14 protein-coding genes are annotated in these 13110 nt (G+C 43.5%); 13 read left to right on the top strand and 1 reads right to left on the bottom strand.

Annotated elements, in window-relative coordinates; genetic code table 11:
* Positions 1–172: 172 nt before the first annotated feature.
* The 7 genes from QUB06_RS01485 (at position 173) to rppB (ending at position 6242) form a co-directional block, all read left to right on the top strand.
* Entirely contained in the window at positions 173–1228 is a 1056-nt protein-coding gene (locus tag QUB06_RS01485) for an acyltransferase (protein WP_333433924.1), read from the top strand.
* Positions 1229–1390: 162 nt separating this feature from the next.
* Complete coding sequence (locus QUB06_RS01480; protein WP_333370042.1) at positions 1391–1720, top strand: four-helix bundle copper-binding protein; 330 nt, start codon at positions 1391–1393, stop codon at positions 1718–1720.
* Between the two features lie 81 nt (positions 1721–1801).
* Positions 1802–2836 (top strand): C39 family peptidase, encoded by a 1035-nt coding sequence (locus tag QUB06_RS01475; RefSeq protein WP_333433923.1) that lies wholly within the window; start codon positions 1802–1804, stop codon positions 2834–2836.
* A 165-nt stretch (positions 2837–3001) separates the two neighbouring features.
* A complete protein-coding gene (locus tag QUB06_RS01470; RefSeq protein ID WP_333348468.1) occupies positions 3002–3478 on the top strand; it encodes a DUF2808 domain-containing protein in 477 nt (158 codons plus the stop codon).
* Positions 3479–3574: 96 nt separating this feature from the next.
* Positions 3575–4048 carry a hypothetical protein gene (locus QUB06_RS01465; RefSeq protein ID WP_333348470.1) on the top strand — a complete coding sequence of 158 codons (474 nt, stop codon included), beginning with the start codon at positions 3575–3577 and terminating at the stop codon, positions 4046–4048.
* A gap of 113 nt (positions 4049–4161) precedes the next feature.
* The gene (locus tag QUB06_RS01460) at positions 4162–4632 is read left to right on the top strand and encodes a DUF2808 domain-containing protein (protein ID WP_333348472.1); all 471 of its coding nucleotides are present in this window, start codon (positions 4162–4164) and stop codon (positions 4630–4632) included.
* A gap of 224 nt (positions 4633–4856) precedes the next feature.
* Positions 4857–6242 (top strand): two-component system sensor histidine kinase RppB, encoded by a 1386-nt coding sequence (gene rppB, locus QUB06_RS01455; RefSeq protein ID WP_333370046.1) that lies wholly within the window; start codon positions 4857–4859, stop codon positions 6240–6242.
* A 450-nt stretch (positions 6243–6692) separates the two neighbouring features.
* Here the strand turns inward: rppB and QUB06_RS01450 are convergent, their stop codons facing one another.
* Positions 6693–7082: a DUF2834 domain-containing protein gene (locus QUB06_RS01450; RefSeq protein WP_333142749.1), complete on the bottom strand. Its 390-nt coding sequence runs from the start codon at positions 7080–7082 to the stop codon at positions 6693–6695.
* 143 nt (positions 7083–7225) lie between these two features.
* Between QUB06_RS01450 and QUB06_RS01445 the strand changes: the two genes are divergently transcribed.
* The 6 genes from QUB06_RS01445 to QUB06_RS01420 form a co-directional block, all read left to right on the top strand.
* Complete coding sequence (locus QUB06_RS01445; protein ID WP_333142747.1) at positions 7226–8092, top strand: helix-turn-helix transcriptional regulator; 867 nt, start codon at positions 7226–7228, stop codon at positions 8090–8092.
* A gap of 255 nt (positions 8093–8347) precedes the next feature.
* Positions 8348–8686 (top strand): hypothetical protein, encoded by a 339-nt coding sequence (locus QUB06_RS01440; RefSeq protein ID WP_333142746.1) that lies wholly within the window; start codon positions 8348–8350, stop codon positions 8684–8686.
* Positions 8687–9803: 1117 nt separating this feature from the next.
* Complete coding sequence (locus QUB06_RS01435) at positions 9804–10313, top strand: hypothetical protein (protein WP_333151769.1); 510 nt, start codon at positions 9804–9806, stop codon at positions 10311–10313.
* Positions 10310–10996, top strand: coding sequence for a hypothetical protein (locus tag QUB06_RS01430; RefSeq protein ID WP_333147759.1), 687 nt, complete (start codon positions 10310–10312; stop codon positions 10994–10996). Before QUB06_RS01435 ends, QUB06_RS01430 begins: the two co-directional genes overlap by 4 nt.
* A gap of 895 nt (positions 10997–11891) precedes the next feature.
* Positions 11892–12293, top strand: coding sequence for a plasmid mobilization protein (locus QUB06_RS01425; RefSeq protein WP_333147757.1), 402 nt, complete (start codon positions 11892–11894; stop codon positions 12291–12293).
* A gap of 50 nt (positions 12294–12343) precedes the next feature.
* Positions 12344–13110 (top strand): relaxase/mobilization nuclease domain-containing protein (locus QUB06_RS01420; RefSeq protein WP_333433922.1); only part of this gene is annotated, 767 nt, incomplete at its 3' end.

Below are 13110 nucleotides of genomic sequence, written 5' to 3'. Positions count from 1 at the left end.
CTTAAGTTGAGCGCGGTTAAACGCTGTCTAATCAGAATGTAACGTTTCTGGTGTTGCACCCGCCAAGCAGTAGGGATACGTCACTGCCCGCAGGTGTCAACTTAAGACTGAAACCCTTGACAAATATCGTTTGCAGCCGAGTGTGGCTACCATCACTACCCCTGTTTTTACAATGCAAAAAGCATCTACTAGGTTTGCTGAATTCGATTTAATCAGAGCTTTGGCGATCGTCAGTGTTGTGATTATTCATGCTGGTTTTTTGTCATTACCCGATCGCAGAATTCTATTTATTTCGATCGATACACTCCAGCTTTTCTGCGTACCTGCATTTTTACTGATCAGCGGTTTTTTTCTTACCAACAAGCTTGAAAATCAAAATAACCCGACGCTGATATTAAAGAAAAGGCTGTCGAGAATTATACCGCCCTATCTTTTTTGGTCAGTAGCCTTCTACATTTTAAATAATTTGGGCAACCTCAAACGATTTGATTTACTTGGATTAGTTAGAGATGTGCTGACGGGTTCCGTGCTGCCCCCCTATTACTTTATAGTTGTGATTGTTCAATGCTATTTGTGGTGGTGGATTCTAGTTAAATTAAGATTCTTAGAACCCCGAAAAGTTTTTGCTTTGGGTTTCACCATTCAAATAGTTTTTACCATAGTCTTTTACTTAGTTGCTCTCAAATACTTACCTTCCATACCTATACCGCTGATAGAGCGCTGGATTTTTAGTTGGATTTTGCCGTTTTCCACTGGTTTAGTTCTTGGCAGTTGCTATGACAACATTCAAGGATACCTTCAGCGCCAAAGAATGCTTATTTTAGCAGCAACTATCTTGTTCTATCTAGCGAGTATTTGGGAATTTTACCTACTCAGTGAAGTGAATTCGGATGCCTGGTTTGCCCGATCGTTTTTTAAACTATCTACTCAAGGATACGCAATTTTGTTCGTACTGTCGATATTGGCATTTTCTCAAAGCATCATACTTCCCAGTAAACTATCGAAATTAGTCAAAATATTGGCGGCTTACTCCTTTCCTATATACCTGCTAGATGTGATGGTAGTAAACTATGTTAATTTAGCGTCTTATAAATTTATGTATTCTCCCGATCCCCTGCTCAAGCTCGGAGTTTTAGTGACGGTAGATTTGCTAGTTTGTTTTGGGATTATTTACCTGTTGCAAAAACTTTTACCCAAGAATTACAGTCAGTACATTCTGGGAATTTAATCTGGATTTACGCCACATCCCTGGGGCAGAGGCGCTGGAAGATGTGGAAAATGGGTTTAACAATTTCATCCTGATTTCATTGCGTAATGTCAATGTGAAGTTAAGGAGAGTTAAATGTGGCTCAATGATTTAAAACATTAAACTTTTCAGGGATCTTTACCTATGAGCGAACACCCACACTATCACCCATCCTATTGCGATACAGTGGTTCAGTGCGCTACTGAATGCGAAAAATGCGCTGAGTTCTGCATCGGAGAAATGCCAGAATGCCGCCGACTCTGCCGAGATTGTGCAAACATCTGCTGGACTTGCGCTAGTTTTAGGAGTCGCGGTTCGTGCTTTGCAGAGGTAATCGGTAAAGTCTGTGCGGATATCTGCGAAGCTTGCGCTAGCGAGTGCGAGAAACATCAAAACGAACACTGTCAAAAATGCGCTGAAGCTTGTCGGGGCTGTGCTGCGGAATGTCGCGATATGGCAAGTGCTGCTGCTTAATTAATCACGCTTCGGCAAGGTGGGATTTGTAATACTCACCTTGTCTGGAAACAGTTAGTTCCAATATTCAATAAATTAATTATGAAACTCCAAAACATTGTAGGAACAAATAAGAAGGTGGATGTAAAGGCGATCGCTGCCGATAAAGAGCTCACTCGCCAAATCCAAATTCGTCTCATCGACTTAGGTTTGCTAGACCCTCCAGCCAACGGCATCTTTAGTGCAGTCTCTACTGCGGCTCTCAATCGATTTCACAAGCTGATTCAGTGCACTGATGAACCAGGATTTATCGGAGCAAAAACAGCCGAGAAACTTATTGAAGCCAAGCCATCGGATCTCAAATTTCCACCTCCTGTCCTCAAGATAGTTAAGGAGACATTTCTCAAGGCTAGACCTATCTATGCGTTAAATTTATCAGATGCAGAGAAACAAGAAATTGAAACGGGGAAAGTATTGGAGCTTGTCTCTTATGAAATGGTTCGCGATCACATCCGAGTAGCTTTCCGAAAAGATTCCTTTAAAAATTCTCAAATCTGGTATGTCTATAGGTCGCACGTCCAAATTTTACAAGAAGGAAAGGTAATTTATCCAAAAACTAAGCCTAAGAGCTTTCAACTTGCTAATTTTCCTTACAAGTACCAACTGGATAATTACTATAATCCGACTGGTGCTTGCAATGTCACATCAATGGCAATGTGCTTGCAGTTCCTCAACAAACCGCGCCGGGACAAGATCGGTCAATTTGAGGACGAACTCTACCAATATGCACTCAACAAAGGTTACAGTCGCTGGAACCCCTACGACTTGGCAAAAATTGTCAGAGAGTATGGTGCTCAAGATACCTTTAAAGAGAATGCGACATTTGAGGAAGTTAAAGATTGGTTAGTAGATGGAAACCCAACTGTCATACATGGCTATTTTACTTCTTTCGGTCATATTCTGCCCGTAGTTGGATATGACGAAACTGGCTTGATTGTTCACGATCCTTATGGAGAATGGTTTGCTAGCGGGTATAACAACAACGCCAATGGAGCTTATCTTCACTATTCCTATGATTTAATCCGTCGCGTTTGTATGGCAGATGGAAATTTCTGGGTTCATTTCATTTCCAAGTAAGAGAGTAAAGCGCTTGTTTGCTATTAAAATTCACCTCTCACTGGTTCATATTTCATCTTGATTTCATAATTAGCTGTCAATCTAGTTAATAAGAAGCTAACTCTTCAAATATGAATGTTGAAGTAGGTTGGCGTACTGTACTTAATTCCCTAGAGAGTCAAAACTATGAGAACACTCATTTACGGTGCTGTATTTGCTCTGTCAGCCACAGTTTTAGTTCCTGCTGTCCATGCGAGCACCAGAACAGGCGCCGAGAATTTTCCTCACATTGATAGTGCAGTACAATTTCCGGAAACTAAGGCAAGAATCGTCAGGCATACTTTCCGGCTGCACATTCCTCAAGGAACTAGGGCTATTTCTCAATTAAAAATTAGCGTTCCTGCGGGGTTAACTGTCAGGGATGATATCAGTATATCTGACGATTCAGGTCAAAAAATTGACACTAAGGTTTCTGTCAACAGCAATCAAGTTATACTAACCTTCTCCCAACCTCTTTCTCCCGAAAACACAATCAAAATTACCATGAATAAAGTAATAATTTCTGGAGTTTCTAACGCTTGGATGTACCAACTTACTGCTATATTAGTTGGCGACAATACAGACATTATCCTCGGTATAGCACGGGTTCGTAGCTATCAATAAAAAAATCAGGTGTTACGGCCGATCTTTCATCCTGATTTCATCCATACGTATCAAACTAAGAAATAAGCCAAACGTTAGTTTTCAAGGAGTGCAGTCGTGAAAAAATTAATTAGTATTAGTGCAGCATTTGCCTTAATTCTTACCTCTTCTATCTCCGCAGCAGAAGCAACAGGAATACCGGGAGATTCCCAATCTCCTCACATTGTCGGAGGCCGTTCCTATCCTGACTACCCAACTTGGAGAGCCTTCCACGATTTTGACGTTCACGTTGAGGGAGAAGCCATTTCAGAACTGTCAATTCAGTTGCCATCACTGCGAATCAAGGGTATTGAAGTAAGCAGTCAATCCGGTGAAAAGATTGAGGCAACAACTTCTGTTAAAGGTGGAAAAGCAACGGTAGTTTTCTCCAAACCTGTAGTTGCCGGGACTGTGCTGACAATTTCTATGCTTGAGGTTGAGGCTTCAATCTACCCGCGTAATTATATATACCGCGTTTATGCCAAGAAAGTGGGTCAGAGTTCAGACAGTAAAGTTGGTACGGCCAATATTCAAACTCTCCCGCGTTGGTAAATGCTTGTGAAGGTTGAGTCTTTAAACGACTGACATCTGACCTGGATTTATTTCAGGGCTTTTAAACCAATTAATGCCGAGTCCATTGAGTTAATTATTTGAGGAGCATCGCCATGAAAAAGTTACTTTACGCTGCTGCATTCACCTTTGTGCTAGCATTTAATGCCCCGACTACTCTTGCAGGAGGAGCCATGCGAAATGCTAATGTTTCTCACCTCGTACACAGCGGCGCCCATCCCAATAACGCTCGCTTTCAGGGTGCTACCCATCATTTTGAAGTTCACGTTCAGGGAAAAGCTCTTTCGGCACTTGCAATTGATTTGCCGGATGATGTGAAAATGCGTAGCGGAATTGAGGTCAAAAATCAATCTGGTCAAAAAATCGAGTCTCAAGTTTCTGTTAATAACCGAAAAGCCACAGTAGTTTTCTCCCAACCTGTTTCTCCTGATACCACCATATCAATTGATATGCGGGGCATATACACTCCTGGTTACAGTCGGAATTGGGGCTATGCTATCTCTGGTAAAATGGTGGGAATAAATGCAGAAGTACCACTCGGTACAGTTTTAATTCAAACCTACTAAAGGTAGCTGGCAGTTAGGGATTTTAAATTGCAATTAACTTGAATAAATTCGAGAAAATTGCAATTTAAAATTTGCTCTTACTTAAAGGCTAAAAGCTAAAAAAGTCTGAAGAGTGCTATCTTTTGTTGCTCAATTTTTAAAAAGATTTACTGCTATAAATTAGAGTTATGCCCTGACCAATTAGCTATTAACACTTTAACACTTACCAATTACCACTTAGGAAGATGAATCAAAATAAACTATTTAATCGGACTCGCTGGAAATTAGCCATTTCCTATGCAGCAGTAATGGGTTTGATTTTAAGCTTGTTGGGATTTGGTGTATATAAGGCGATCGCCCACGCTCACTGGGTAGCCCTAGACCGGGAATTAGAATCGGTAGCGGGAACGCTACATGACAGCCTAGAAATCAAATTGCAGCAGCCCGGACGCTTAGAGCCAATAGTAAGCGAACTTTTGCCCAACCTCCGCCTAATGGGAGTTAACGACATTAAAGAACAGTTGCCCAGCCGCCATACTTTAAGCGCTATCAACCAAGGCCATTACTATATTCGTTTATTTGATAAGTCAGGAAATTTGATTGCTACAGCAGGCGCTTATCCCAAAGAATTGCTAGCGACCTTTAACTCAGAACACTGGCAAACAATTACTGACAGCAAAGGCAATATTTATCATCAAATTTCTGTATCACTGCATACTCAAAATCAGAAAAGTTGGGGATATTTTCAAGTGGGGCGGAGCTTGCAAGACTTCAACGATTATCTCAGTACAGTCAGATTAGTTTTAAAGTTGGGATTGCCTACTGCGTTAATCTTGGTAGGTTTTTCTAGTTGGTGGCTGGCAGGATTGGCAATGAAACCAATTTATGCTTCCTACCGACAAATTCAACAGTTTACAGCGGATGCTGCCCACGAATTGCGGACGCCTTTAGCGGCATCCCAAGCGACAGTAGAATCCGGGCTGTTAATGTCTGAATTGGATGAAAAAGAAGCACGGGAAATTTTGCGAACTGTAGAGCGTCAAAACCGCAGATTGACTCAGTTAGTGGCTGATTTGTTGCTGTTGGCGCGGATGGATAATCAACCGATACCCGATCGCCATCAATTGTGTTGTTTAAATGACTTGGTTAGCGATTTAGTCGAGGAATTGGCAGCAATGGCGATCGCCAGAGAGGTAGCGCTAACATCGGAATTGCCGGTGCATCAGCCCTTGACTATTATTGGTGATTCTAACCAGCTTTATCGCTTAGTTTTTAATTTAATTGTCAATGCCATTCAATACACTTCACCTGGTGGCCAAGTAACTGTTATTTTAGAAAAAACTGACCATTTAGTTGTGATTCATGTCCAAGATACAGGGTGTGGGATTGCAGCAGAAGATCAAAAGCAAATTTTTGACCGTTTCTATCGAGTTAACAGTTCACGCGATCGCGTTACTGGCGGATCGGGATTGGGATTGGCGATAGCGCAAGCTATAGCCTTAGCACATGGCGGTAGCCTGACTGTGCAAAGTAAATTGGGTACGGGTAGCATTTTCACACTGCGATTTCGAGAAAGAAATGCGGCGTTGATGAATGATGCCATGAATCATGGAGTAATCGGCACATCCTAGAACTTGGGCGTTGGGCGTTGCACATTTATGGTATGATGGACAAATATACTTAACTAACTAGGGCTTGCTCAATAAGTGGTTCAAGTAAACACTGTATGGGTTTTCGGACGAAGAAAGGTAGTAATGTGCAGGAAAAACAGGTGAAATAGATCAAAATCCCTGCATTACCATCTGCGAGCATATACATAAAAGCGGAACTTTATCTTCTCCCACCCTTGGAGTTTGAGCTAGCCAACGGATACAAAGAGGTTTTTCAAACTTGACCACACATGATTTTTTAGGGTCTATAGCTTGTGCAATTATCTTTGATAAGTCGCTCCTTCAATCCTAGGTTTTTAAGCATGGTTTTCTTCCCCTTCTTCTTTCCATTATTACTCCCTTTACTCGACCATAAAAACTGTTGGTAAGACGATAACGCGGAGCTGTAGTCAGAAAGTCTTTACGTAGAGCTTAATGCTCAAACTTTAGGGTTTCTAACGCTCGTTCGCGCCAATATAAAAATAAAGGCAAAGCACAAGATACACCAATGCCAAAAGTAGCGACAACGTAAACAAACAACCAGCGACGAGACAAACCTAATCGCTTTAGCTCAATAAATGAAAAACAGAAGAAGACATCTGCACAAATGAGCAAATCTATTGCTACGGCAGAAGCGACATGATTAGCGAACGCATTCTGGAAAAATAAATCGAGATCAAGACCATTCTGGAGAAAGAACTTCAGCAGAAAGCTCCAAGGCGCGATCGCACCAATAATCGTTAGCAGCAGATAAAGCGATTGGGTTGACAGAAATTTTTTGGATGTAGGTAGTTGCCGCTGTAGATAAGTTGCATTGGACATAGGTTCACTTTCCTTTTGTTATCAGCACTTCAACAGGGACTTGGTTTGGCGAAGCGTAAAAGTTCGTCATCAACCCTGTTGCTCTGATTGTCACCCTCCGAGATAATATAAACAATTACCTACGAGGTAATAAGGATAGTAAAATGGCGAGCGCTTCAACCTCAACGCAATCAACTCCAAACCGAGACGCATCCTTTGGGAATCTGCTCAAACACTGGCGCAATCAACGCGGTTTGAGTCAACTCGATTTGGCTTTAGCTGGCAATGTCTCTCAGCGGCATATCAGCTTCTTAGAATCAGGCAGAGCTAATCCCAGCCGGGATATGGTACTGCAACTGGCGGCTGTGCTACATGTTCCTCTGCGCGATCAAAACATCATGCTCACGGCGGCGGGCTTTGCGCCGATTTATTCCCAAAGCGATTTATCAGCGCCTGAAGTTGAACCGATCCGCAAAGCCATAGAGTTTATCTTGCGCCAGCAAGAACCCTATCCGGCATTAGTAATGGATCGTTATTGGAATTTAATCCAGAGCAATACAGCCGCGCAACAGCTTACCAATTGGTTAGTTCATCCAGAGAAGCTGCAACACCATTTCTGCATCAACGGCAGGATTAATCTGATGCGGCTGATGTTTCATCCTCAAGGGTTCAAGCCGTTTGTGGGGAATTGGGAAGAAATTGCTAGCCATCTGATGCAACGGGTGTATCGAGAAGCGTTCGTCGATGGACATAGCGACGAATCTATGGCTCTTTTTCAAGAACTACAAGCTTATCCAGATGCCCCCCGCTTGTGGCAGCAATCTCTACCCCGCACCTGGCAACTACCCTTGTTGACGGTACAGTTTGTCAAAGACGGACTGAGCCTTAACTTATTTTCGGCGATCGCCACGTTAGGTACTCCTCATGACATCACGTTGCAGGAACTGCGGATTGAAAGCCTGTTTCCGGCAGATGAGGTGGCGCAAACCAATCTTGCAAATTTTTACAGGGATACACCGGCACCCCACTAGAGATGGGTACTCCCCAGAAAGCCGGGGCCGGTGGGCTAATATGGGCACACATATCGTTAGCGCACTCAATGCCGAAGTATTCCCCTGAAACAGTCGAGGCCATCTTAGAAACCATCCGCACAACGGGCAGCGCGTGAGCCGGTCGCCTAATGAGTGTCTGGTTGCTCGCGCGTCGCTTCGATATTAGGAAAAAGCCCTATCCTGATAAATCTTTGTTGATATTAAACACAGAACAAAATTACAAACATCAACAAAATGGTTACTAACAAGACACACATCGCCGTCTCTCTAGACCTGGGAACCAGCATTCCCAGCAGTGTACGTGCAGCAGATGCAAGCAACCTCGTTCTGAAAATTAGGCACGAAAACGAATTAGAAAAGGTACGGGCTCAAAATCAACAGTTGGTGGAATTTCGATCACAAGTTGAGGCCACGCAGGCTGCGAGCGAAAAGCTGAAGGTTCAACAGGTTCAACAGTTGGTGGAATTTCGATCACAAGTTGAGACCACGCAGGCTGCGAGCGAAAAGCTGAAGTTTAATGACAGGCGTTTTGGTAGCTACAAAACCTGGCAGTCATTCCGCATCCTGTCCTAGTTAGGTCGATCGCCAACTCTCTAGCGTCTGTCTCATCTCCTGACCTAGCAGTAGCACTTCTAAGTCCTAGATGGGTAAATTTGATTTCCTTGACCTAATTGCAACGATCACAGACGCTCTCGCCATTAAGACACCGTATTAGGGTCTGCTCTTAACCTGCCTTCATACCAACAGTTTAGCCGATTGCAAAGCGCGAGTCCGACAACAGCAATTTATGCAACTGCCAAGGCTGACATAACGGCTGCTACGCTGCCAATTTTTTCGCACTTCTGAAATTTGATTTTTAATTCAACTTACCATACCGTAACTTGACTATTAAGTCAATTCACTTGTTGTTAAAAACGCTAAAAAATAGCTAATTGTTGTGGAGCGCTAAAGTCAGGGATTTGCAGTATAAAGTCAGGCGTTTGCAGTATAAAGTCAGGCGGAAAGCAGGTATTTGCAGGGGGTGCACTTTACCTGCAAATGCCTGTAAATATCCTGCAAATGCCTGACTTTTTCGGTCAAATTACTGCTTTTTTGTGCTCTTCGTGACTTTGCTTGTTGAGGCTGCTTTTGGCTGTTCTCAATCGGTAGCAAGCAATGGTTTTGCGATCGCAAACCATGATTAATGCGTGCAGAAAAAAAATAATACACCCTGATGAATGGGGCATCCTAGGTGTCAAGCGACTTGATTTTTACCCGATATCCAACTGTGCTGATTGCACGAACATTGCTCCTGCTGTTGTGGAGACCCTTGTGACAGCATCGGCGTCAATTGCCCCAACTGTCCCGATCGCACGCTTAGCGGAGCGAACCTCACTCGCTCTCTTGTAAACTAAATTTTATGCCTGATAGGAAGCTAGGAAAAAAAGTGAGGAACAGTCGTAGCAATAGCAATGTTGGGAGATATATTTATACCGATACCGGTAAAGGAAAGTTCCGGCTAAGTTTTCTGAAACTTATAGTGCGATCGCTCCTACCTACAACGGCTTCAAGCGGCCGGGGCGAGCGCTGTATTGGCTACATGGCGATTGCCCTTCAACGAACGCCTCGCAGTAAATTAAAGTCGCCACACCTTAATTATTCGCTATTCGCGAATATAGAATAAAGGAAACAATGCGCTCGCTCATCCGCTATGCTAAAACCCCAAGATATCCTTGCAATACTCAAAGTCCACAGTTGGGATTCAACGAACTGGACGTACAGTTCTCTCGCTCAAAGCTTGGGCATGAGCGCATCAGAAGTTCATGCTGCCCTTGAGCGTTCTGAAGCTGCGGGTCTGTATTATGGCTCCGAGCGGAAAATTTTGAAGCAAGCGGTGTTGGAATTCTTGGTTCACGGGTTGCGCTATGTATTCTACGCCCAGCCAGGCCCCCTCTCGCGGGGATTGCCAACTGCACATTCTGCTGAGCCGTTGAAAAGCAAGCTGGTTGCCTCACCGTCTGAGGTTTACGTCTGGCCTGACCCTCAAGGTGTCGTGAGAGGGCAGGCAATCGCGCCTCTGTACCGCTCAGTCCCCCAAGCTGCCAGTAACGATCCAGAACTCTACGCCTTGCTCAGCTTGATTGACGCTATTCGAGTTGGTCGGGTGCGGGAGCAACGTTTAGCCGCTAGCGAACTTGAAAAGAGGATCGTCGCTCTATGAATCAGCAGATATTCATGCTGGAAACAGTCGCCCGGATACTCTCTCAAGTACGCACTACCATCGTCTTCACAGGAGGAGCAACGATATCCCTGTATCTGGACGAAGTGGCTGCTCCTGACATTCGACCTACCGATGATGTTGATTGTGTTGTCGAAATCATGTCCAGAGCTGAATATTACAACTTCTCGAACTTGTTGCGAACCCTTGGGCTTCAAGAGACTACAGAATCAGGTGCACCCCTATGTCGCTGGCAGTATGAGGGCATTTCAATTGATGTCATGCCGTGCGACTCCTCTGTATTAGGGTTTTCCAATCGCTGGTACAGGCCGGGCATTGCTAACTCTATTCGCTACCAACTTCCAAGTGGTAGGCAAATCCTAATTTTTTCAACGCCTTATCTCCTCGCTTCCAAAATAGAAGCTTTCATGGGTAGAGGCGGGGGTAACTTTTATTTTAGTTCTGATATTGAAGACATTGTGGCACTGCTTGACGGGCGTTTTAGTTTGTTCGAGGAAGTGCAACAAGCTGACTATGAAGTGAAAGCATTTTTATCAGGATGGTTTCGAGCCGAGCTTGCAAATCTGTGCGAAATCGCGCCTGCTTTCCTCTCACCCGTTGCTAAAAATTCAGGTCGCACTCGCTTGCTCTTGCAAAGAATTGAAAGGCTGGCGATGGTAGTTTAGTAGTTAACTGCTAGCAATAGACAGCAGCGGACACTCGATCGAGGTAAGCCTTACACTCGCGAACAGCCTCAACGGAACGCAAAAACCAGATAGTCCAGCCTCAGCTTTATTGCTGGCATAGTGGGTACTACACTACAAAATCACTTCATAAATTTTAGCTACCTGCCAATTTTCTCACACTTGCTCAACTTGATTTTTTATTCAATTCCGATGCCACAACTTGACTATTAAGTCAATCCACTTGTTGTTAAAAACGCTAAAAAATTAGCTAATTGTTGCGTCAGCTAAAGTCAGGGATTTGCAGTATAAAGTCAGGGATTTGCAGTATAAAGTCAGGCAAGTGCAGGTATTTGCAGGGGGTGCACTTTACCTGCAAATCCCTGTAAATATCCTGCAAATGCCTGACTTTTTCGGTCAAATTACTGCTTTTTTGTGCAGAGACTGCCTTTGCTGGTTGAGGCTGCTTTTGGCTGTTCTTGATTAGTAGCAAGCAATGGTTTTGTGATCACAAACCGCACTTTTACGTGCAGGAAGAGAAATAATGCACCCTCCTTTTACGGAAGCCTAACCGTAAGGTCGGGTTTAATACTTTCTTTAGCTTTAATGACAACTGTAACTATTTGTACTACGATTTAAGCTGAATATTCTATAGCTCTAAGAAATTAGAGGGAGAAAATGCTTCAAAAGCAATTCAACAAGCTCATCACTTATTCAAGTGCGATCGCACCTAAATCCACTATTCTATACAAATAAAGAAAATTATACTCAGTCTCTACCTTAATAAACTGTCTAAACAGCCCTCTCCAATTGGGGGGGATAAAATCACCTGAATAGCGCTTGTCGATTACAGTTGTTAACTTGTATCTTGGTAAGAGGTTTTTACTGATTAAAAACTATGAAGACTTTACCGTCCGTCAAACCTAGAGAGCTGCTATCCAACCATATTCACATTCGCCTAACTGACTCTGACTACAATCAAATCAAAGCAAGAGCAGAGCAAGTAAATTTAAGCATGAGCGACTTCATGCGCCGTGCAGCTTTGAGGAGAACCATGCCACGCCCTCTAGCTGCATTTGACTTGAAAGCCTATCAAGTTTTGTGCAAGATTGATACCCAATTGAGGATTGCAGGAAACAACCTCAATCAAATTACTAAAGCTTGCAATAGTGCTGTGGCATTGGGAGAACCAGTTGTTGTCAATAAAGGACTCTTAGAAAGCGTACAGCAACTCATTCGAGAGAACCAAGCTACAATTAAAGCAATAGTTGCAAACCTTACCAATTCTACAGTCCGCTAATTTTTAACAAGCCTGAGAAATTGATGTAATAAACCTACTGCGAAACGGTTATGATTGGCAAACAAATTAAAGGTACAGGCTTTCGGGGCTGTCTGAACTACGTGCTGGGCAAAAAAGACGCCGCTCTAATTGGCGGTACTATGTGCGGACAAACTCCTGAAGAACTGGCTGCTGAATTTGCGATCGCCCGACAACTAAGACCTAACCTGAAAGTAGCAGTTTTTCACGCCACTTTATCTGTCGATAGCACCGAAAAACTAGAAGATTCTGAAGAAAATGACCAACGCTGGCTGGCGATTGCAGCCAACTACATGAAAGCGATGGAATTTGACAACAACCAATACGCAGTTGTCAAGCACAGCGATACACAACACGACCACATTCACATCGTCGCCAGTCGCATTTGTCTAGATGGAGGTGTCGTTGACGATAGCTGGGATTATTACAAAAGCCAAGAAACTATTCGCCAACTCGAACGGAACTACAGCCTGGAAACTGTTACACCCAGTTGGGAAACAGACAAACGAGCTCAGACTACAGGAGAACACAGGCAATTAAAAAGCAAGGGAAACCAGAGCGTCAGGGTGCAATTACAAGACCTAATTGATGAAGTTACCCAAGACAACCCAAGTATGCCAGAATTCGTTGAGCGGTTGCAGCAACAAGGCGTAGAGGTGCAAGTCGGATTGACTCGAACTGGAATCGGCTTGAGTAAAGGCATTTCTTACAATTTAGATGGGGTCGCTTTAAGTGGCACTCAGTTGGGTAAAGCCTACACTTTTTCTGGATTGCAGAAGCATCGAGGCGTTAGCTATGA

Source organism: Microcoleus sp. D2_18a_D3, assembly GCF_036702455.1.
Lineage (GTDB): Bacteria > Cyanobacteriota > Cyanobacteriia > Cyanobacteriales > Microcoleaceae > Microcoleus.
Note: the sequence above shows the minus strand (reverse complement) of the source record. Positions and strands in the feature narration are given on the sequence as shown.

Coding starts and splice junctions, on each gene's coding strand:
- QUB06_RS01485 (WP_333433924.1), top strand. CDS start 173: ATGCAAAAAGCATCTACTAGGTTTGCTGAATTCGATTTAATCAGAGCT.
- QUB06_RS01480 (WP_333370042.1), top strand. CDS start 1,391: ATGAGCGAACACCCACACTATCACCCATCCTATTGCGATACAGTGGTT.
- QUB06_RS01475 (WP_333433923.1), top strand. CDS start 1,802: ATGAAACTCCAAAACATTGTAGGAACAAATAAGAAGGTGGATGTAAAG.
- QUB06_RS01470 (WP_333348468.1), top strand. CDS start 3,002: ATGAGAACACTCATTTACGGTGCTGTATTTGCTCTGTCAGCCACAGTT.
- QUB06_RS01460 (WP_333348472.1), top strand. CDS start 4,162: ATGAAAAAGTTACTTTACGCTGCTGCATTCACCTTTGTGCTAGCATTT.
- rppB (WP_333370046.1), top strand. CDS start 4,857: ATGAATCAAAATAAACTATTTAATCGGACTCGCTGGAAATTAGCCATT.
- QUB06_RS01450 (WP_333142749.1), bottom strand. CDS start 7,082: ATGTCCAATGCAACTTATCTACAGCGGCAACTACCTACATCCAAAAAA.
- QUB06_RS01445 (WP_333142747.1), top strand. CDS start 7,226: ATGGCGAGCGCTTCAACCTCAACGCAATCAACTCCAAACCGAGACGCA.
- QUB06_RS01440 (WP_333142746.1), top strand. CDS start 8,348: ATGGTTACTAACAAGACACACATCGCCGTCTCTCTAGACCTGGGAACC.
- QUB06_RS01435 (WP_333151769.1), top strand. CDS start 9,804: ATGCTAAAACCCCAAGATATCCTTGCAATACTCAAAGTCCACAGTTGG.
- QUB06_RS01430 (WP_333147759.1), top strand. CDS start 10,310: ATGAATCAGCAGATATTCATGCTGGAAACAGTCGCCCGGATACTCTCT.
- QUB06_RS01425 (WP_333147757.1), top strand. CDS start 11,892: ATGAAGACTTTACCGTCCGTCAAACCTAGAGAGCTGCTATCCAACCAT.